Genomic DNA, 18,873 nt, shown 5'->3' with positions numbered 1-18,873 from the left:
GCTCGACGTGGCGGTCGGTGCGGCGGTCGGTTCGGCGCTCGGTGTCGAGGTCGGTTCCTGACGTGTGCGGGCCAAGGCAGCGAAGCGGACTGGTTCGACCCTCGAACGAGTGGTCAGGGCGTAGTAGAGTCGCGCAGACCCGTGGCCGGGAGCCCCCTCCGTACCCTCCTCACCGTCCCCCACCGCCCCACGCCGCCGTCCCACCGCTCCCACGGCTCCCGCCGTCGCGCCCACCCTCCCCGTCCGCGCCTGGCACTTCCCGACCGAGGACTCCATGCGTCTGCGCAGCAGCTCGATCCGCGCGAAGATCATCGCGCTGCTCCTGGTGCCCATCGTGGCGCTCACCGCCCTGTGGGTGTACGCGACGATCGCCACCACCGGGGACGCCTGGAACCAGCTGGCGATCAGCCGTACGTACAAGGAGTTCTCCGGTCCGGTCGACCAGTACGCCGGCGACCTGCAGAACGAGCGCCGCGCCGCCGTCCAGCGGCTGGCCGACCCGCGCTCGCCCGTCGCCCGGGACGCCTACGAGCACGCCAAGGCCCTCACGGACCGCAGCCTCGCCGTCTTGCGGCAGAAGAAGGACACCTCCGGCAGCAAGCTCTCCGCCCCGCAGCGAGGCCGCTTCGTGCAGATCCTCGCCGCCGCTGACCAGATCGGCCCGCTCCGCGCCCAGGTCGGCCGCGCCGCGCTGAACTGGGAGTTCGCCCTGGACCAGTACAGCGACCTGGTCAAGCCGGTGTTCGGCTTCCGCTCCGCCTACGTCGCCCGGCAGACCGGCCAACTCCCGCGCCAGGGCACCATCCTGATCGAGCTGGTGCGCGCCCGCGAGTACCTGTCGCAGGAGGACGCGGCCATGGAGGGCCTGCGCACCGGCGTCGCCAAGCCCACCGCCGAGCAGTACCAGGTCGCACTGGACGCCCTGCACAACCAGCAGGCGCTGTTCACCGTCTACGTCGCCGAACTGGAACCCGCCGACCAGTCCGACTACATCTCCCTGCGCGGCGGCGAGGCCTGGGGCGCGCTGGCCCGCGCCGAGGCCGACTTCGTCGGCGCCGGTGGCCCCGACCGGGTCGTCCAGGCCCTCAACAGCGACTCCTGGCGGGTGACCGCCGACCGGGCGCTCGGCGACCTCACCTCGATCGACAACCGGATCGCCGCCGGCCTGGACGAGAGCGCCCGCTCCACCGCGATCGCGATGCTCTGGCGCGGCGGCATCGCCGGGGCGGTCGGCCTGATCGCGGTCGTGCTGTCGGTGATGATCTCCTTCCGGATCGGCCGGGGACTGGCCCGCGAGCTGATCGGCCTGCGCAACGCCGCCAACGAACTGGCAAGCACCCGACTGCCCTCCGTCATGCTGCGGCTGCGCCGCGGCGAACCGGTGGACGTGGCCGCCGAGGCGCCCGAACTGCACTTCGGGGACGCCGAGATCGGCCAGGTCGGCCAGGCCTTCAACGCGGTGCAGCGGGCTGCCGTCGAAGCCGCCGTCGAGCAGGCCGACCTGCGCCGCGGCGTCTCGGCCGTCTTCGTCAACCTGGCCCGGCGCAGCCAGGTGCTGCTGCACCGGCAGCTCACCCTGCTCGACACAATGGAGCGCCGCACCGAGGACCCGGCGGAGCTGGCGGACCTCTTCAAGGTCGACCACCTCACCACCCGCATGCGCCGACACGCCGAGGGCCTGATCATCCTGGCCGGCGGCTCGCCCGGGCGAGCCTGGCGCAAGCCGGTCCGGATGGTGGACGTGGTCCGGGCCGCCGTCGGCGAGGTCGAGGACTACGCCCGGGTGACCGTCCGGCCGTTCCCCGGCACCGGCCTGCTCGGCAGCGCCGTCGCGGACGTCACCCACCTGGTCGCCGAACTGGTCGAGAACGCCGCGGTGTTCTCCCCCCCGACCACCCAAGTCACCGTCCAGGGCGAGGTGGTGGCGCACGGATTCGCGCTGGAGATCGACGACCGGGGGCTCGGACTGAGCGAGCAACTGCTCGCCGAGATCAACGAACGCCTCGCCGTGGAACAGGAGTTCGACCTCGCCGACACCGACCGGCTGGGCCTGTTCGTGGTCAGCCGGCTGGCCCGGCGGCACGGCATCCGGGTGCACCTGCGGCCCTCCCCGTACGGCGGCACGACGGCGGTGGTGCTGATTCCGCGCGAGCTGCTCGCCGAGGCGCCGGACGGGCTGCCGGAGCCGGCCGCGGCCGGGCGGCGGCCGGCGGGCGGCGGGCGGCGCGGGCAGCGGGACCTGGTCGCGGTGCCGGGTTCGCCGGCGGGGGGTGCGTCCGGGGGGTCCGGCGCGTCGGTCGGAGCGTCGGCTGCTGCGGTGTCCGACGGCGCTGCGGGCGGCGTCGGCGCTGCGGGCGGCCCGGGCGACACCGGCGGGCGGCACCGGGATCGGGATCGGGATCGGGGGACGGGTGGGCCCCGGCCCTCCGCGCCGGAACCGGGTCGTACGGCGGGCGGTCTGCCGCGTCGGGCCTCGCGGGCCAAGGGTGGGCCGGTCCTGGTCCCCGTGCCCGGGACGGAGGCCGAGGAGGCGCCGGGGACGGGTCGGCACCGGCGGGAGGACGTGGTGCTGGCTGCCGCCGCCGAGGCCGTCGCGGCCGCCGAGACCGCGGCCGAAGCGGTGACCGGCGTCGGCTCCGGGGGCGCGCCCGTGGACGCCGCACCCCGGACGGCGGGCGGCCTGCCGCGGAGGGTCCGGCAGGCGAACCTGGCACCGCAGCTCAGGGAGCAGCTCACCGAGCAGCTGAAGGAACGATTCCGTGACGAGGGCGGGCCGGAGGACCGGACCGGGGAGGGCACCGCCGGGGACGCACGGGCGGCTCGTGACGCCCGGCAGGCCCGGGAGGCCCGCGAGGTCCGGGAGCGCTCGCCCGAGGAGGCCCGGGCCACCTTCGCGTCGTTCCAGCGCGGCTTCACCCGAGGGCGCGGCGCCACCGCCCCGGCGGACCGCACTGCCCCGGAGGACCCGACCGTCCAGGGGAGCGCCCAGCGACCCGGCCGGCCCAGCGCCGTACCCGCCTGGCAGCCGCCCGAGCAGTCCCGTCGGGCGATCAGCCCGGCGCCCTCCCCGGCGGCGCTGCCCGCGCCCTCGGACACCGGGCGGGCGCCGCTCGCCCGGCGGCTGCCTCCCGGACAACCGGTCCGCCGGAACTCGGACCCCGGATCATCCGTATCACCCGTGTCACCCGCCGTGCCGGTACCGCCCGTACGACCGGAAGCATCGGCTCAACCCGCGTCACCCGCGAAACCCGCATCACCTGTCTCATCTGCACGACCCGCACCACCCGCTCCAGCGGAAGGAACTGATTCATGACCACTTCGACGCAGCCGTCCGGAGACCTCAACTGGCTCCTGGACGACCTGGTGGGGCGCGTCGCAGCCCTGCGGCACGCGGTGATCCTCTCCAGCGACGGGTTGGCCACCGGTGCCTCCCGCGACCTCGACCGCGAGGACGCCGAGCACCTGGCCGCCGTCGCGGCCGGGTTCCACAGCCTGGCCAAGGGAGCCGGCGGGCACTTCAAGGTCGGCGGCGTCCGGCAGACCATGGTCGAACTGGACGAGGCGTTCCTGTTCATCACGGCCGCCGGCGACGGCAGCTGCCTCGCGGTGCTGAGCGACGCCGAGGCCGACATCGGCCAGATCGCCTACGAGATGGCCCTGCTGGTCAAGCGGGTCGGCGAGCACCTGGCCGCCGAGCCGCGCACCGAAACCGCCCCGCCGGTGAGATGAGCGGGCCGATGGCGGATCCGAAGGCGGACGTGCCGGACGGCCCGGAGGTGCCGGTGGGCACGGCCGGGCCGTCCGGTGCGGCGTCCTCACCGGACCGGGACGCTTCGCCGGACGGAGGCGCACCGTCAGACGGGGGCGCGACGGCGGCCCCGGGGTCTTCGGCCGGCCCGGGCGCGTCCCAGGATGCGGACACCACGGCGGACGCGGAACGGGAGGCCCCGGACGGGCCGGGGCCGGAGGTCGACATGTTCCGGCCGCGCACCCCGGTCGACGACCGCTGGTTCGACGACGAGGCCGGCCCGGTGGTGCGGCTCTACTCGATGACCCGCGGCCGCACCCGGCCGGTGGAGGAGGGGCTGTTCGACCTGATCTCGCTGGTCACCGCCGTCGAGCCCGGGCCGGGCTCGGGGGCCGTGCCCGCGCACGCCCTCGACCCGGAACACCAGATGCTGCTGGCCCTGTGCCGGCGCGAACCGCTCTCCGTCGCCGAACTCGGCTCCTACACCGACCTGCCGGTCAGCGTGGTGCGGGTGCTGCTCGGCGACCTCCACGACGCCGACCTGATCAGCGTCACCCGACCCGTTCCGCTCGCCGAGCTGCCGGACGAGCGCCTGCTGCGAGACGTGATCAATGGACTCCGTGCGCTCTGACCACCACCCCCGCCAGGACGGTGCCGCCACCCGCCCGGTGAACGCCAACGCCCCGCAGTGGCGCGGCGGTCCGGCCGTCGCGGTGAAGATCCTGGTCGCGGGAGGCTTCGGGGCCGGCAAGACCACCCTGGTCGGCTCGGTCAGCGAGATCCGGCCGCTGCGCACCGAGGAGGAGCTCAGCGAGCTGGGCCGTCCGGTGGACGACACCTCGGGCGTGGAGGCGAAGCGCACCACCACCGTGGCGATGGACTTCGGCCGGATCGACCTGCGACCCGGCCTCGCGCTGTACCTGTTCGGCACGCCCGGGCAGGACCGGTTCTGGTTCGTCTGGGACGAGTTGGCGCGCGGCGCGCTCGGCGCGTTGGTGCTCGCCGACACCCGGCGGCTGGCCGACTGCTTCCCGTCGGTCGACTTCTTCGAACAGCGCGGGATCCCGTTCGTGGTCGCGGTGAACTGCTTCGACGGCACCGACCGGTTCTCGCCGGAGGAGGTCCGCGACGCTCTCGACCTCGACCCCGGCATCCCGGTGCTGCTCTGCGACGCGCGGCTGCGGGAGGACGGGAAGGACCTGCTCGTCGCGCTGGTCGAGCACGCCGCGGCCCGCCGCCGGCACGCCTTCGCCGGGGCCTGACCGCACCCCGACGCCGCGGGTCCGTCTCATTCCGTCGTCCGCATTTCGGACGGTCGGCGCACGGAAGGTTGCCTAGACAGCCCCGGCCGTGGAAGGCTCTGTGGACGAGGGCCGCCCGGCCATGTCGTCGGGAACGCCGGACACACCCGTTCACACGGGCGTTGCGACCGGCGGACGGTCCTCGGCGATCCGGCGAAGCACCGTCGGCGCGTACCGGCAACGGTGCGTCGTCGCAGGCGGAAGTCGAACAGAGAAGTCTCACGCAGAACGAGGGGGAGGGCAGCAGGATGACCGTCGGCCAGCGACGCATCGCCACCGCCGTGTCCGGACCCCTCGTGCCCGGTCGCGCCACCCCGGGCCCTGCCGCCGCGGTGCTCACCGTCCGCCGCTACATCGACCACGCGCTGATCTGTAGCGCGTGTTGTCGCTGACCGGCCTGCCCCGTCCCGGTACGTCCCCGGCGCCTCCGGCCCACCCGGCCGTCGCCTGACGCACCGTCACCCGTCGACCAGGCCGTAGCGGACACCGCCGTCCGGCGTGCCCGCGGCCGACCAACCGGACCCGCCCAGCGGAGAGACCACCAGTGAACATCGTCTGCCTCGAACCTGCCCCCGGCGTCGCCGGCCGGACCCGAACGACCGGTCCGGCCCCCGCGATGTGCGCGGGTGGTGGACGGACCGGACGGTGGAACGGGCGCGCGAGCCGTGCCGTGGACAGCCGACGGGGTCGCCCCGACCTCGAACCGTTCTGGCCGTCCCGACAGCCGCACCTGTTCGATCAGACGTGTCCGGGCTCGCCCAGCGCGTCCCGGCTCTCCGCCCGCTGACCCGGTTAGGTCCGGCCCAGCCCAGGCAGTACGCCCGGTCGACGCGCAGACGACTCCACCCCGTCCGTCACGCGCGAAATGAGCGGCACACCATGTCTTCTTCTTCCACGGCCACCCTGCCCCTGCCCACCGCGACCCCGCACCTGCGCGCGGTCCGCTCGGTTCCCTCCGTATCCTCCGTCCCCTCCGTCTCGCCCCGCCCCGCCGGTCCCGCCACCGTCCCGGGTGCGCCCGGCCCGGTCGGGATCGCGGGACCGTCCGTCCCCCCGGCGTCGGTGGCCGAGCGATGGCCCGGGGCGCCGGCCCGTCCGTCCCACGGCGGTCCGGCCCGTCCGCTGGCCGCCCCGACGGGCGTCCTCCCGCAGGCGGGTGCGGCCGCCCAGCAGGCGCCGCAGGCGCTGCTCGCCGCGCTGCCGGAGGGGGCGACCGTCGTCGCCGCCCTGCCGCAGGGCGTGCTCCCGCAGGGGCTGCTCGCCCAGTACGGCATGCAGGTCGCCGGTGCGGCCGGCAGCCCGATGGTCGGGTACCTGGTGCTGGTGCCCGCCGAGACCGCAGCGGCGACGGGGGCCCAGGGCCTGCCCGGCGTGCCCGTCGCGTCCACCGCCTCGGCGGCGCCCGGAGCCTCCGGGGTGGTCGGGGTTGCCGGTGCCTCCGGGCTCGGTGGCCCCGTCGCCCAGGCTTCGGCTGGTGTCCGCCCGGTCCGTCCGGCCGGGCGGGGCATCAGCGTCGACACCGAGCGGCGCAACGCGTACGTCGACGGGCGGCTGCTCGACCTCACCTACCTGGAGTTCGAGCTGCTGGCCCATCTCACCGAGCACCCGCAGCGGGTGCACACCCGGGACCACCTGGTCTCCGCGGTCTGGGGCTACGGCCACGTCGGGGACGGGCGGACGGTCGACGTGCACGTCGCCCGACTGCGCCGCAAGCTCGGACCGGCCTACCGGGACACGATCGTGACGGTCCGTCGGGTCGGCTACAAGTACACCCCGGCGTCCGTCTGACGGCACCGGCCGAGCGCCGGTCGGTCGGCCGGTTCGCCGGTGGCGGCTGACAGAGAACAGCCGACAGAGAACAGCTGACAGATGACAACCGACAGATAACAGCCGACAGATAACAGATTTCGAAATCTGTTTTCTGTCGGCTGTTATCTGTCAGCTGCCGGTCGTCGCCTGTCCGTTCGGGCCGTCCAGGCCGTCCGGCCCGCTCAGCGGCTCAGCAGGTCGATCTCCGCCAGCTCCTCGGCCGTCAAGGGTCCACCGGCCAGCGCGTCGAGGTTCTGGTCCAGCTGGGCCACGCTGCTCGCGCCGATGATCACCGAGACCACCCGCGGGTCGCGCAGCACCCAGCTCAGCGCCAGCTGCGCCAGCGTCTGCCCGCGTCCCTCGGCGATCTTGTTCAGTGCGCGCAGCTGCTCCAGCTTCGGTCCGGTCAGCGCCTCCTCCTTGAGGAACTTCCCGACCGACATCCGCGACCCCGCCGGCACCTCGCCCGAGAGGTAGCGGTCCGTCAACAGCCCCTGGGCGAGCGGGGAGTAGGCGATCAGGCTGGTCTGGGTGTCGCCCACCGCGTCCAGCACACCGCCCTCCTCCACGGACCGGTTGAGGATCGAGTACGCCGACTGGTTCATCAGCACCGGCGTCCCCAGCTCCCGCAGGATGGCCACCGCCTCCCGGTGTTGCTCCGCCGGGTAGTTGGAGATGGCGGCGTACAGCGCCCTGCCCGAGCGCACCGCACTGTCCAGCGCCCCCATCGTCTCCTCGATCGGGGTGTCCGCGTCGTAGCGGTGCGAGTAGAAGACGTCGACGTAGTCCAGCCCCATCCGGCTCAGCGACTGGTCGAGGCTGGCCAGCAGGTACTTGCGGCTGCCGCCGTTGCCGTACGGGCCGGGCCACATGTCCCAGCCGGCCTTGGTCGCGATGAACAGCTCGTCCCGGTACGGCCGGAAGTCCTGGGCGAACAGGTAGCCGAAGTTGCGCTCGGCACTGCCGTACGGCGGACCGTAGTTGTTCGCCAGGTCGAAGTGGGTGACGCCCCGGTCGAAGGCCCGGCGCAGCACCGCCCGCTGCACCTCCAGCGGCTGGGCGTCACCGAAGTTGTGCCAGAGCCCGAGCGAGACGGCGGGCAGCTGGACGCCACTGCGGCCGGCCTTCCGGTAGGTCATCGAGGCATAGCGGTCATCCGCGGCGAGGTAGCTCATGCCGGACATCCTGCCAGCCGGCGCCGGCGGATCAAGGCCTTGCCCGCAACTGACCGGTGCCCACCTCTCCCCGGCGCGGCCCGTCCTGCTGAGCGTCATCGCCGTTCTCCCGCCGGTCCGCTCGCCCGAGCGCCGCCCGCCCGCGCAATGCGCCGTGCACCCCCTGTGCGGCGCGCACCCCCCTACGCCGCGTGACGCCGGCAACCGTCCGTGACGTGACGCGCGCCACCGATCGCGCCGGAATGGCGCTCGGTGGCGCGGGGGATGACGAACCGTCGAGGGGCCGTGGCCGCCGGGGGGCGGCGCACGGCCCTCAATCGTCCGGCCCGGAATGCGGAAAACCACTAGCCCTCTGTACCTACTGGTATGTACAGTGATCCGCATGAGCACTCAGGACCGCCTCATCGAGAGCACCCAGGCCCTGCTCTGGGAGCGCGGCTACGTCGGCACCAGCCCCAAGGCCATCCAGCAGCGCTCCGGCGTCGGCCAGGGCAGCATGTACCACCACTTCACCGGCAAGCCCGAGCTCGCCGCCGCCGCCCTGCGCCGCAGCGCCGAGGAGATGCGGGGCATCGCCGAGGCCGACCTCGCGGCCCCCGGCACCGCCTACGACCGCATCGCCGCGTACCTGCAGCGCGATCGCGACGTCCTGCGCGGCTGCCGGATCGGACGGATGGCCCAGGACCCGGACGTGGTCGTCGACCCGCAGCTGCGCGCTCCCGTCGAGGAGACCTTCGACTGGCTGCGCGGCCGGATCGCCGGCCTGGTCGCCGAGGGGCAGGCCGACGGTGAGTTCGCCCCCGGCCTCGACCCGGCCGACACCGCCGCGGCCGTGGTCGCCGTCGTCCAGGGCGGCTACGTCCTGGCTCGGGCCGCGGACAGCACCGAGCCGTTCGACCGGGCCGTCCGCGGCGCCCTCGGCCTGCTCGCCGCGCACCGCATGGCCTGATCCGCACCACCGGCCCCACCACCAGCCCCGCAGCCACCCCACCCGACCCGAGGAGCCCCGTCGTGCACGCCATGCAGTACGAGATCACCCTCCCCGCCGACTACGACATGGGCACCATCCGCAAACGCGTCGCCGACAAGTGCCATCTACTGGATGCTCACCCCGGCCTCGGCCTCAAGGCGTACCTGCTCCGTGAGCGCGGCCTGGAGGGCTCGCCGGTCAACCAGTACGCGCCGTTCTACCTCTGGCGCACCGCCGAGGGCATGAACAGCTTCCTCTGGGGCTCGGGCTTCCGCGGTCTGAGCGCCGACTTCGGCCGCCCCGTCGTCCACCACTGGCTCGGCACGGGACTGACGAGCGGCGCGGGCAGCGCGGGCGGGGCGGAAGCCCCGACCCCGGCCACCGCCACCCGCGAGACCGTACGGCTGCCGGAATCCACCGACCCGGCCGAGGCCGTCGAGCGGGCGCTGGCCGAACTCCCCGCGCACCCGGCCCTGCACACCGCAGCCGTCGCCGTGGACCCGAGCCGCTGGGAACTGCTCCGCTTCGCCCTCTGGCACGGTCCGGCACCCGAGGACGTGCCCGGCGCCCGCTACCAGGTGCTGCACCTGTCCCGCCCCGAACTCGACCGGCTGCCGTCCGGCCGCCACTGGTGAAAGGCTTCTCCATCCCGATGACTGCGACTCCGACCACCGCAACCCCGATGACTGCGGCCCCGTCGGCTCCGGCCGCGCCCGCGGCCGCCCAGCCGATCCCCGCCCAGCCGATCCCCGCCCAGCTGGTGCCCGCCGACCTCGCCCCGGCCACGCTCGACCGCGAAGCCGGCTACGCCCTGCTCGCCGACCTCGCCGGCCCGGTCGCCGCCACCACCCTCGGCGGCCTGGACGCCCTCGCCCCCGGCTTCCCCGACTGGATCGTCACCAGCCTCTTCGGCGGCACCTACCAGCGCCCCGGCCTCGCCCTGCGCGACCGCCAGGTCGCGAACCTGGCCGCCCTCGCCGCCCTCGGCGGCGTGGAGCCCCAGCTCGCCGACCACGTCCGCAACAGCCTGCGGATCGGCATGACGAAGGAGGAGATCACCGAGGTCCTCGTCCACCTCGCCCCCTACGTCGGCGTCCCCAAGACCCTGGCCGGCCTGCGTGTCGCGGCCGCGACCTTCGCCGAGGCATCCGAAGCGCCTGCCGCTCGGGAAACCGCCGAGGAGCAGGCGTGACCCGCACCGTCCGCACCGTCCTCGGCGACCTCGACCCCGCCGACCTCGGTGTCACCGACTCCCACGACCACCTCTTCATCCGCAGCCCGCTGCTGCCCGGCCAGGAGCTGGACGACCCGGCCGCCGCCGAGGACGTCCTGCGCGCCTACGCCGCCGCCGGCGGCCGTTCGTTCGTCCAGTGGACCCCGTACGGCATGGGCCGCGGCGCGGACTCCCTCGCCGCGCTCTCCCGCACGACCGGCGTCCGGATCGTTGCCGCGACCGGCGCGCACCAGGCGGTGCACTACGGGTCGGGCGCCGAATCCGCCTCCGACGGGCTCGCCGAACGCTTCGTCACCGAACTCACCGCCGGTCTGCCGGGCGCAGCCGAGGGAACCCGCGCCGGGCTGATCAAGGTCGCCGACGACCCGGGCCCCACCACCGAGCACACCCGCCGGACGATGGCCGCGGCCGCCGAAGCGCACCACGCCACGGGCTCCCCGATCGCCGTCCACCTCGAACCCGACGGCGATCCGCACGAAGTCCTCTTCCGCCTGGTCACCCGCCACGGCGTCCGACCGGACCGGATCATCCTGGGCCACCTCACCCGCTTCCCCGACCGCGCCGTGTACCGCAGTCTTGCGGCCGAGGGCGTCCACCTCGCCCTGGACAGCCCCTCCCGGGCCGGCCACCCCGCCGACCTCCAGGCCTTCGACGTGATCGCCGACCTGGTCGAGGCGGGCCACGCCACCCAACTGCTGCTCGGCGCCGACACCACCACCCGGACCGCCCGGCGGGCCGGCGGCCCGACCCGACTGCTCACCGACCTGGCCCCGCGCCTGGCCCGCACCTTCGGCCCCCAGCTGCCCGAACTGCTCCTCACCACCAACCCGGCCGCCGCGTTCGCCGCCGACTGGCGCACGCCCTGACCGCACCGAGCCCGCTGCCGCACCGAGCCCGCTGCCACGCCGAGCCCGCTGCCACGCCGAGCCCGCCCCCGTACCAAGCCAGCCGCCGCACTCCTGTGGCCGACTCCTCCAGCCCGGGTTTGAATCCGAGTAGCCCTCCCACCGGATGAGGAGCATCCCCAGAGAGGCGGACCCGACGATGCCCGCACCACCGACCGCCTGGACCGCCTCGTGGCTCGCGCCCGCCCGGCTCGCCGTCGCGGCCTTCGTCGCCGTCGCCCTCTGCTTCTCCGGCTACCGCGCGGCGAACGACCCCACCGGGGTGGTGAACTTCTTCAGCTACTTCACCAACCTCGCCGCCATCGCCGCCGTCGCCGTCCTGGGCTACGGCGGCTTGGCGGGCCTGACCGGCCGCCGCCCGGTGCCGGATACGGTGCGCGGGGCCGTGGTGCTCTACGTGGCGATCACCGGGCTCGTCTACGGGACGGCGCTGGCGGCGTACCCGGAGCAACTGGTGATCCCGTGGGTGGACGACGTGGTGAACCGGGTGCTGCCGCTCCTCGTGCTCGCCGACTGGCTGCTCGACCCGCCCGCCCGGCGCCTCCGCCCGGTCACGGTGCTCGGCTGGCTGGCGTTCCCGCTGCTCTACCTGACGTACGCACTGCTGCGCGGCCGGGCCGCCGACTGGTACCCGTACCCGTTCCTCGACCCGAACCTGCACGGCGGCTACCGCCGGGTGGCCGGTGCCTGCGTCCTGACGGCGGCGGGCTTCCTGCTGGTCGGATCCGCCGTGGCCGCGGTGGGCAACGCCCTCGCCGCCCGGCGCGACGCCCGGTCCGGAGCGGTCCCGAGCGGCCGCCACGCCCGCCCGGGGACGGCTGACACCTGACGGCCGACCGTGCGCTGGCCGAGAACGAGGGCGGGGCCTCACGGGGAGGGCAGGCGGGTCACATGTGGGTGCCGCCGTCGATGCGGAGCTCGGTGCCGGTGACGAAGGCGCCGTCGTCGGAGGCGAGCATGGCGATCACGCCGGCGACGGTCTCCGGGCCCGCGAAGCCCTGGCCGAGGGCGGGGGAGAGCTTGGCGAGCAGGCTGAAGTCGGCGTCGGCGGGCAGGCCGGGGTTGTTGGTCATGCCGCTGTCGATGCTGCCCGGCGCGACGCAGACCGCGCGCAGGCCCTGCTTCGAGTACTCCGAGGCGATGGCGTGGGTGAAGGACTGGATGCCGCCCTTGGTCGCGGCGTACGCGGCCATGTAGGGGTGGGCGAAGCTCGCGGAGGTGGAGCTGAAGTTGACGACCACGCCCTTGCCGCCGGCGAGCAGCGCGGGGAGCGCCTCGCGGGTCATCAGGAAGGTGCCGGTCAGGTTCACCGCGAGGAGCTTGTTCCAGAACTCCAGGGTGGTCTCGTGGGTGTGCGAGGAACGGAGGATGCCGGCTGCGTTGACCAGGACGTCCAGGCCGCCGAGCCCGGCAACTGCCTCGGCCACGCCCGCGACGACGGCGGCCTCGTCGGCGATGTCCAGGACCTGGAGGGTCAGGCGGTCCGCGGTGCCGTCGGCGGTCGCGCGGTCCAGGGTCCTCTTCAGGCCGTCCTCGTTGACGTCGACGGCGACGACCTTTCCGCCCTCGGCGAGGATCCGGTGCACGGTTGCCTGGCCGATGCCCGAGCCGCCGCCGGTGATCAGGACGTTCCGTCCGCTGAAGCGCTCCATGGTGGTACTCCGTTCGTTCGTGGCCTCTCGACCTCACGAGGCACGGTACGCCCAAGTGGCACGGTGTGCCAACAAGTCGTTGTGTGCCACACGGGCACGAAGCGCCACTGTGGCACCCGTGCGCGTAGGCTGACTCCCGTGACCGGACGCCCGACCCTGAACCAGCGCCGCCGTGACGCCACCCGGCTGGAGATCGCCCGTACCGCCGCCGCGCTCTTCGCCGAGCAGGGCGCGGAGGCGACCACCGCCGAGGAGATCGCCCTGGCCGCGGGCATCTCGCTGCGCACCTTCTACCGGTACTTCTCCGTCAAGGAGGACGCCGTCGCGCCGCTGCTCGCGGCGGGCGGGCGCCAGTGGGTCGACCGGCTCGCCGAGGGCTCGGCCGACCTGCCGCTGCGCGAGGCGCTGGAGAGCGCCGCGGCCGCCTCGCTGACGCCGGCCGACGAGGCGGGCGCCGAGATGATGCTGTGGACCCGCAGCCTGCTGCGCGACCCGCGCCTGGAAGGCGCCTGGCAGCGCGTCCATGCCGACTCGGAGGTGCGGCTGCGCGCCGTCCTCGCCGAGCGCTGTCCCGAGGGGACCGACCCGCTGGAGATCCGGCTGGCCGCCGCGGCCGCCACCGCCGCGATCCGGGTCGCCCTGGAGCAGTGGGCCTTCTCCGACGCCCCCGCCGCCGGCTCCGGCTCCCCGCAGGAGCTCGGCGCGCGCTGCATGCGCGAGCTCACGGCGGGGCTGCGGCTCTGGGAGCGGCTGGCCTGACTGAGCCCGGCCGGGCGGACGGATGGATGGGGCGCGGGGTTCCTCCCGGCTGGCGCTAGGGTTGGTCCTCGCGCCCCGGCGGGGGAACCGGGGTGACCTCCTCGGATGTCCCAGCGGTGGGGACTGGAGTTCGAGGCGTGGGAGCAAGCAGGACATGGGTCTGACGAGCCACAAGGTGTTGGCGCTGACCGTATTGATCGCCGTCGTGATGACGGTCGGCACGGTCTGGCTGTGGCCGAGACTCGCCCGGAAGAGCTGGCAGGCGGTGCTCGGCCGGATCGGTGCGCTGCTCGCCACCCAGCTGGCGGTGCTCGCCGCGCTCGGCCTCGTCGCGAACAACTACTTCGCCTTCTACAGCAGTTGGGGCGACCTGCTGGGCACCGGTGACACCGGCCCGGTGGTGATCCACAACAAGGCGGACGCCTCCGGCCGCCTGCTGGTGGAGACGATCGGCCACGCCTCGGTCAAGGGTGGCGGCGCGATGGGCCGCGAGCCGGGCCAGTCCGGTGAGATCCGCAAGGTCCGGATCGACGGCGCGGTCAGCCGGCTGTCCACCGAGGGCTACGTCTACCTGCCCCCGCAGTACTTCCAGCCGGAGTACGCACAGAAGCAGTTCCCGGCCGTGATCGTGAGCACCGGATTCCCAGGAATCGCCGAGAACCTGATCACCCGCTTCAACTACCCCGGCGCGGCGCTCAAGCTGCTGCAGGAGGGCCGGATGCAGCCGACCGTCATGGTCCTGGTGCGTCCCTCGCCCGCCCTGCCGCAGGACACCGAGTGCGAGGACATCCCCAACGGCCCGCAGTCGGACACGTACTTCACCAAGGACGTGCCCTCGGCGATCCAGGCCAGCTTCCGGGTCTCGTCCGATCCGCAGGCCTGGGCCTTCATGGGCAACTCGACGGGCGGCTACTGCGCGCTCAAGCTGGCCATGCGCCACCCGGACGTCTTCCCGACCGCCGTCGCCCTCTCCGCCTACTACGACGCCGCCGACGACCCGACCACCGGCGACCTGTTCGGCGGCAGCAAGCAGCGCCGCGACGAGGCCAACCTGATGTGGCGGCTGAAGAACCTGCCGCAGCCGAAGGTGTCCGTGCTGCTGGCCGGCACGAAGAAGGGCGACGGCAGCTACCGCCAGGAGACCGAGGCCTTCGTCGACGCGGTGCAGAGCCCGATGAAGGTCTCGTACAGCATGCTGGAGAACGGCGGCCACAACTTCGAGACGTGGAGCGCGCTGCTGCCGTCCTCGCTGGAGTGGCTCTCCCAGCACCTCAAGGTGCCGAACCAGACCGTCTGAGCGTCCTCGGGCCGTTTCAGGCTCAGGCCACCTGCTCCAGCGTCCCGGCGTGCAGCTCGCCGACCCGGCCGCCCTCGCCCTCGAAGGTCCAGAAGGCGCGCACCGTCAGCTTGTCGAGGTCCATCACATGGCTGACGGTGATCCCGCTCTGCTCCGTCCAGCTGACGAAGTAGACCTTCGGCGCGACCTCGGCGACGTGCAGCCGTACGTCCTCCCACTGGCCCGCGGACTCGCCGAGGCCCTCCCAGCGCAGCCGGGTGCCGTCGGCCGAGTAGGTGTTGCGGAAGGCCGCGCCGTTGTCGGCCCGGAAGAGGTAGGTGCGGCCGGCGAAGGCGGGCAGGGACGCGGTCATGGTGGGGCGGCTCCTCGTTTCCGGGTTCGGTGCTCTTGTGCACTGCGGAAGATCTCCGGCCTCCAATTTATCCGACCGGGTGCACTCGGTCAGATCTTTGCCACGGTACGGTCCGCCACCGCCGCGTCCGGCCGACACCCCCGGCGGCCTCGACGAGACCACCGGCGCCGCGCCCCGGCCGCGGGACTTGATCAACTCGCCCGCCACACAGTGTCGTTGATCGACACCACTGTGAGCTGCACGACAACCGGCCCGAGGGAGTTGTCCGTTCACGTACGGCCTGCCTAGCCTGCAACGGTCGTCCGCCCACGCGGACCCCGCCGCCGGGACGCCGAGTCCTGTCCACCCGCCGGCGGGTCACCGAGCACCGGAGCGGACAGGAGCGGGGGAACCAAGGTCGGCGCCCGGTCCGTGCGTTCCTCGTACGGCCGTGGCTAGGGGTGAAGCCGCTCCACAGACGGCCGGGCCAACTGCAGCCCGAACCCGACAGCTAACCTCGCAGGCGTCGCAGAGGTCACCCCATGCCCCAGCCTGCCGCTGCCCGGCGTCGTGCGCCGCGCCACGCCCGCCCCTCCCACCGCGGCCGCAACGCCGCCCTCGCCGCGACCGGCGCGCTCGCCATCGGTGGCTCCGGCCTGTTCGGACTGCCGTCCGTCACCGGCGCCCAGGCGGCCACCGCGCCGACCGTCACCCAGGACCGCCTCGGCCCCGCCACCATGGTCGCGGGCCAGGCCACCACCGCCTCGCTCGGTCTGCACTCCTCGGCGTGCTTCACCGCGAAGACCGTGGGCGTGGGTGTGCGCGACGCGCGCGGCACCAACCTGGACTTCCCCGGCAACGCCTCCAACGTGCAGATCTGCCCGAGCGGGGTGAACTTCACCAGCGGTGCGCGCACCCTGCCCGCCGGGACGTACAGCCAGTTCGGCTTCTGGCAGGACCTCGGCGGCGCCTGGCACAACCTGCCGGCGCAGCAGCTGGTGGTCTCGGCCTCCGGGACGGCCACGCCGACCCCGTCCCCGACGGCCACGCCGACCAGCACGCCGACCGCCACCCCCAGCGCCACGTCGACCCCGAGCGCGACGCCGACCCCGAGCGCGACGCCGACCCCGAGCGCCACGGCTGCCCCGACCACCCCGGCGCCGTCCTCCCCGGTCGCCGGCAAGTCGCTGACCTGGTCCGACGAGTTCACCAGCCCGATCAGCTGGGGCCAGCGCTGGGTCGGCGACAAGAGCACCGCGTACAAGTACGGCAACCACAACCCGGACGACAACAAGCTGGACTGGCTGAACAAGAACAACGTCAGCGTCGCCAACGGGGTCGCCACCTTCACCGCCACCTCCGGCGGCCCGGCCCTGGAGAACGGCAAGCAGTCCTGGAACACCGGATTCCTGACCACCGAGGGCTCCAGCGAGGGCTTCCAGGTCAAGACCGGCGACTACGCCGAGACCCGGGTCAAGCTGCCCGCCGGCAGCGGCGCCTGGCCGGCCCTGTGGACCTGGAAGAACGGCAACGGGGAGATCGACTCCTTCGAGTACCACCCCGACAACCCGAACCTGCTGGAGCTGACCAACCACGTCAACCCCGGCAACCCGAAGTACTACACCGACGCGAGCGCCATCGCGAAGGACCAGTGGGTGACCATCGGTACCTACTACGGCGCCACCTCGGTGGACTGGTACGTCAACGGCGTCAAGGTCTTCTCGGACGGCAAGGGCGTCGGCGCCACCTGGTCGGCGTACCTGATCCTCAACCTCTCGGTGTGCGCGGGGCAGTACCACCCGGCTCCGCAGGGGACCGCCCCGATCACCATGGCCGCCGACTACGTCCGCGTCTACCGCTGACCGAACGCGGTCCGGCAAGCCCCCGGGCCCTCGTGGCCCGGGGCCCAGCCGCTCTCAGGAACCGGCAGTCGGCTCGACGACCCTGACGTCGAACGGCTGCCGGTTGTTGCTCTCGTCCCGGTCGTCCGCGCTGTGCACCGCGACCGAGCCGCCGGGGAGGGGGCCGAGCTGCAGGTCGGGGGAGAGCCGGAGCGGGACGAGGGCGGTCGCGCTCTCCAGCGGCGGCAGCCCGGCCCCGAACGCGCAGCGCACCTGCCGGCCGCGCGCCACGACCTGGCAGTCCTGGGGGAAGTACGGGCCCTCGGCGGAGACGCCCTTCGGCAGGGTGACCACGACCGTGAACGGGGAGGCGGTGGTGTCCGGGCCCCGGTTGGCGACGAAGGCGTGGACAGTGGTGGAGCCGCCGGGCGGCGCCGGGTCCGGGTCCAGCCGGACCACTTCCAGGTCGGAGCGGGACGGCGCGGCGACCACGACGGGCAGGGTGGACGCCCCGGCCACCGCGGGCGGCGTGGACGTCTCGGCCGGTGCCGGCAGGGTGGAGGCCTGGGGTGCGCCCGGTGCGACGACCTCCACGGCCGGCCGCGGCTCGGGCCGCCGCAGCGCCCAGGACGGGCCGGTGGCCAGCACCGCCACCGCACAGCCCGCGGCCACCACCGCGACCCACCCGGCGCCGCCGAACCTCCCGGCCCCCGAACCGCTCCCGTTTCCCGTATCGCCCCCCGCGCCGATCCCGGCGGTGCCGTGCACTCCCCGGTGCTCCATGCCGTCCACCCTGCCCTCGCGTTCCGGCGGCCCGCGCCGTTGCGGGCCGCGTCCGCACCAGGGTGGCGGAGCCGCCGTCGCGGCCGGGGTGCAACCCGCCCGCCGTCCGCTCGAACGGAGGACGCCGGGCGAGTCCCGGCCCCGCCCGCCGACGCGGCGGGTTGACGGAGCGTCAGGGGGCGAGGACCTGCCCCAGCCGGGCGGCGATCTGGTGCATCACCGGCACCAGCGAGGCGGCCCCGGCCTGCTCCTCCAGGGCCCGGATGCGGGCCTCCGGTCCGGAGACCGAGAGCGCGGTGGGCGTCGGCGCGCCCGGGACGGCCAGCGCGATGCAGCGGACGCCGATCTCCTGCTCCTGGTCGTCGACCACGTAGCCGCGCTCGCGCGCCTCGGCGAGCTGGTCCAGCAGCTCCTGCGGGTCGGTGACCGTGTACTCGGTGTGCGCGGGGAGCGGGTTGGGGCCGAGGATCGCGCGGGCCTCTTCCGCGGGGAGCTGGGCGAGCAGGGCCTTGCCGACGCCGGTGCAGTGCGGCTGGACCCGCCGTCCGACCTCGGTGAACATCCGCATCGAGCGCCGCGACTGAACCTGCCCGACGTACACCACCTCGCCGCCCTCCAGGACCGCCAGGTTGGCGGTCTCGCCGGTGGCCTCCATGAGTTCGGCCAGGTAGGGGCGGGCCCAGCTGCCGAGCAGCCGGCCGGCGGTCTCGCCGAGACGGATCAGCCGGGGGCCGAGGGTGTAGCGGCGTGCGGTGTCCTGGCGGACATAGCCCTGCTGGACGAGGGTACGAACCAGGCGGTGGATGGTCGGCATGGGGAGGCCGGAACTACCGGAGAGTTCGCTGAGGGTGGCCACGCCGCCGGAATCGGCCAGCGCCTCCAGGAGTTGGAAGGCGCGCTCGACGGACTGCACGCCGCCGCTCGCGCGGTCGGCGCCTGTCGTCGATGCTGTGTCGGGGGTCGCAACCACCGGCGTTCCCTTCGCTGTCGGGGAGGAGTAGAGTCCCGGCGACCTCTTCAACAAACCGTTGAAATTCTGTATCGCGGAAACTAGTCTCCACTTTACAG

Annotated in this window: 18 protein-coding genes and 1 riboswitch; of the genes, 13 read left to right on the top strand and 5 right to left on the bottom strand. The window is 73.8% G+C overall.

The genetic code is table 11. The features are described from left to right. Positions 1-274: 274 nt before the first annotated feature. The 5 genes from CRP52_RS05300 to CRP52_RS05280 all read left to right on the top strand — a co-directional run bounded on the left by CRP52_RS05300 (position 275) and on the right by CRP52_RS05280 (position 6,837). Positions 275-3,313: a sensor histidine kinase gene (locus tag CRP52_RS05300; protein WP_097235325.1), complete on the top strand. Its 3,039-nt coding sequence runs from the start codon at positions 275-277 to the stop codon at positions 3,311-3,313. After that, the gene (locus CRP52_RS05295) at positions 3,310-3,729 is read left to right on the top strand and encodes a roadblock/LC7 domain-containing protein (RefSeq protein ID WP_097235324.1); all 420 of its coding nucleotides are present in this window, start codon (positions 3,310-3,312) and stop codon (positions 3,727-3,729) included. The genes CRP52_RS05300 and CRP52_RS05295 overlap by 4 nt, the downstream gene beginning before the upstream one ends. A 245-nt stretch (positions 3,730-3,974) precedes the next feature. After that, positions 3,975-4,379, top strand: coding sequence for a DUF742 domain-containing protein (locus CRP52_RS05290; protein ID WP_097239848.1), 405 nt, complete (start codon positions 3,975-3,977; stop codon positions 4,377-4,379). Then, the gene (locus tag CRP52_RS05285; protein ID WP_097235323.1) at positions 4,360-5,010 is read left to right on the top strand and encodes a GTP-binding protein; all 651 of its coding nucleotides are present in this window, start codon (positions 4,360-4,362) and stop codon (positions 5,008-5,010) included. The genes CRP52_RS05290 and CRP52_RS05285 overlap by 20 nt, the downstream gene beginning before the upstream one ends. A gap of 1,161 nt (positions 5,011-6,171) precedes the next feature. Further along, positions 6,172-6,837, top strand: a complete 666-nt coding sequence (locus CRP52_RS05280) for a winged helix-turn-helix domain-containing protein (protein ID WP_097239847.1) — start codon at positions 6,172-6,174, stop codon at positions 6,835-6,837. A 203-nt stretch (positions 6,838-7,040) separates the two neighbouring features. Here CRP52_RS05280 and CRP52_RS05275 read toward each other — a convergent pair whose 3' ends face one another. Further along, positions 7,041-8,033, bottom strand: coding sequence for an aldo/keto reductase (locus CRP52_RS05275; RefSeq protein WP_097235322.1), 993 nt, complete (start codon positions 8,031-8,033; stop codon positions 7,041-7,043). A 382-nt stretch (positions 8,034-8,415) separates the two neighbouring features. Between CRP52_RS05275 and CRP52_RS05270 the strand changes: the two genes are divergently transcribed. The 5 genes from CRP52_RS05270 (at position 8,416) to CRP52_RS05250 (ending at position 11,971) form a co-directional block, all read left to right on the top strand. Beyond that, the gene (locus tag CRP52_RS05270) at positions 8,416-8,982 is read left to right on the top strand and encodes a TetR/AcrR family transcriptional regulator (protein ID WP_097239846.1); all 567 of its coding nucleotides are present in this window, start codon (positions 8,416-8,418) and stop codon (positions 8,980-8,982) included. A gap of 62 nt (positions 8,983-9,044) precedes the next feature. After that, positions 9,045-9,638 carry a DUF4865 family protein gene (locus CRP52_RS05265; RefSeq protein WP_097235321.1) on the top strand — a complete coding sequence of 198 codons (594 nt, stop codon included), beginning with the start codon at positions 9,045-9,047 and terminating at the stop codon, positions 9,636-9,638. A 47-nt stretch (positions 9,639-9,685) separates the two neighbouring features. After that, positions 9,686-10,195 (top strand): carboxymuconolactone decarboxylase family protein, encoded by a 510-nt coding sequence (locus CRP52_RS05260; protein ID WP_097235320.1) that lies wholly within the window; start codon positions 9,686-9,688, stop codon positions 10,193-10,195. Beyond that, positions 10,192-11,103, top strand: coding sequence for a phosphotriesterase family protein (locus CRP52_RS05255; protein WP_097235319.1), 912 nt, complete (start codon positions 10,192-10,194; stop codon positions 11,101-11,103). The genes CRP52_RS05260 and CRP52_RS05255 overlap by 4 nt, the downstream gene beginning before the upstream one ends. A 178-nt stretch (positions 11,104-11,281) precedes the next feature. Next, complete coding sequence (locus CRP52_RS05250; protein ID WP_097235318.1) at positions 11,282-11,971, top strand: Pr6Pr family membrane protein; 690 nt, start codon at positions 11,282-11,284, stop codon at positions 11,969-11,971. 58 nt (positions 11,972-12,029) lie between these two features. Here CRP52_RS05250 and CRP52_RS05245 read toward each other — a convergent pair whose 3' ends face one another. Then, complete coding sequence (locus CRP52_RS05245; protein ID WP_097235317.1) at positions 12,030-12,794, bottom strand: SDR family NAD(P)-dependent oxidoreductase; 765 nt, start codon at positions 12,792-12,794, stop codon at positions 12,030-12,032. A 138-nt stretch (positions 12,795-12,932) separates the two neighbouring features. On the opposite strand from CRP52_RS05245, the gene CRP52_RS05240 reads away from it, so the two are divergent. Together CRP52_RS05240 and CRP52_RS05235 are read left to right on the top strand one after the other, a co-directional pair. Continuing rightward, positions 12,933-13,553 carry a TetR/AcrR family transcriptional regulator gene (locus CRP52_RS05240; RefSeq protein ID WP_257032299.1) on the top strand — a complete coding sequence of 207 codons (621 nt, stop codon included), beginning with the start codon at positions 12,933-12,935 and terminating at the stop codon, positions 13,551-13,553. Positions 13,554-13,707: 154 nt separating this feature from the next. Beyond that, complete coding sequence (locus CRP52_RS05235) at positions 13,708-14,850, top strand: alpha/beta hydrolase (protein WP_097235316.1); 1,143 nt, start codon at positions 13,708-13,710, stop codon at positions 14,848-14,850. Positions 14,851-14,872: 22 nt separating this feature from the next. On the opposite strand, the gene CRP52_RS05230 is transcribed toward CRP52_RS05235, so the two are convergent. Next, the gene (locus CRP52_RS05230; RefSeq protein ID WP_097235315.1) at positions 14,873-15,202 is read right to left on the bottom strand and encodes a MoaF-related domain-containing protein; all 330 of its coding nucleotides are present in this window, start codon (positions 15,200-15,202) and stop codon (positions 14,873-14,875) included. A gap of 355 nt (positions 15,203-15,557) precedes the next feature. Next, positions 15,558-15,722: riboswitch (cyclic di-AMP (ydaO/yuaA leader) on the top strand. A gap of 1 nt (position 15,723) precedes the next feature. Here CRP52_RS05230 and CRP52_RS05225 point away from each other — a divergent pair. Further along, a complete protein-coding gene (locus CRP52_RS05225) occupies positions 15,724-17,043 on the top strand; it encodes a glycoside hydrolase family 16 protein (protein WP_097235314.1) in 1,320 nt (439 codons plus the stop codon). Between the two features lie 54 nt (positions 17,044-17,097). Here CRP52_RS05225 and CRP52_RS05220 read toward each other — a convergent pair whose 3' ends face one another. Together CRP52_RS05220 and CRP52_RS05215 are read right to left on the bottom strand one after the other, a co-directional pair. Then, a complete protein-coding gene (locus tag CRP52_RS05220) occupies positions 17,098-17,805 on the bottom strand; it encodes a hypothetical protein (RefSeq protein WP_143685652.1) in 708 nt (235 codons plus the stop codon). A 172-nt stretch (positions 17,806-17,977) separates the two neighbouring features. After that, positions 17,978-18,775, bottom strand: coding sequence for an IclR family transcriptional regulator (locus CRP52_RS05215; RefSeq protein WP_097235312.1), 798 nt, complete (start codon positions 18,773-18,775; stop codon positions 17,978-17,980). Between the last annotated feature and the right edge of the window lie 98 nt (positions 18,776-18,873).

Source organism: Streptomyces sp. 1331.2 (genome assembly GCF_900199205.1).
Lineage (GTDB): Bacteria > Actinomycetota > Actinomycetes > Streptomycetales > Streptomycetaceae > Kitasatospora.
Note: the sequence above shows the minus strand (reverse complement) of the source record. Positions and strands in the feature narration are given on the sequence as shown.

Coding starts and splice junctions, on each gene's coding strand:
- CRP52_RS05275 (WP_097235322.1), bottom strand. CDS start 8,033: ATGAGCTACCTCGCCGCGGATGACCGCTATGCCTCGATGACCTACCGG.
- CRP52_RS05225 (WP_097235314.1), top strand. CDS start 15,724: ATGCCCCAGCCTGCCGCTGCCCGGCGTCGTGCGCCGCGCCACGCCCGC.
- CRP52_RS05295 (WP_097235324.1), top strand. CDS start 3,310: ATGACCACTTCGACGCAGCCGTCCGGAGACCTCAACTGGCTCCTGGAC.
- CRP52_RS05300 (WP_097235325.1), top strand. CDS start 275: ATGCGTCTGCGCAGCAGCTCGATCCGCGCGAAGATCATCGCGCTGCTC.
- CRP52_RS05230 (WP_097235315.1), bottom strand. CDS start 15,202: ATGACCGCGTCCCTGCCCGCCTTCGCCGGCCGCACCTACCTCTTCCGG.
- CRP52_RS05270 (WP_097239846.1), top strand. CDS start 8,416: ATGAGCACTCAGGACCGCCTCATCGAGAGCACCCAGGCCCTGCTCTGG.
- CRP52_RS05290 (WP_097239848.1), top strand. CDS start 3,975: ATGTTCCGGCCGCGCACCCCGGTCGACGACCGCTGGTTCGACGACGAG.
- CRP52_RS05220 (WP_143685652.1), bottom strand. CDS start 17,805: ATGGAGCACCGGGGAGTGCACGGCACCGCCGGGATCGGCGCGGGGGGC.
- CRP52_RS05250 (WP_097235318.1), top strand. CDS start 11,282: ATGCCCGCACCACCGACCGCCTGGACCGCCTCGTGGCTCGCGCCCGCC.
- CRP52_RS05235 (WP_097235316.1), top strand. CDS start 13,708: ATGGGTCTGACGAGCCACAAGGTGTTGGCGCTGACCGTATTGATCGCC.
- CRP52_RS05245 (WP_097235317.1), bottom strand. CDS start 12,794: ATGGAGCGCTTCAGCGGACGGAACGTCCTGATCACCGGCGGCGGCTCG.
- CRP52_RS05260 (WP_097235320.1), top strand. CDS start 9,686: ATGACTGCGGCCCCGTCGGCTCCGGCCGCGCCCGCGGCCGCCCAGCCG.
- CRP52_RS05285 (WP_097235323.1), top strand. CDS start 4,360: ATGGACTCCGTGCGCTCTGACCACCACCCCCGCCAGGACGGTGCCGCC.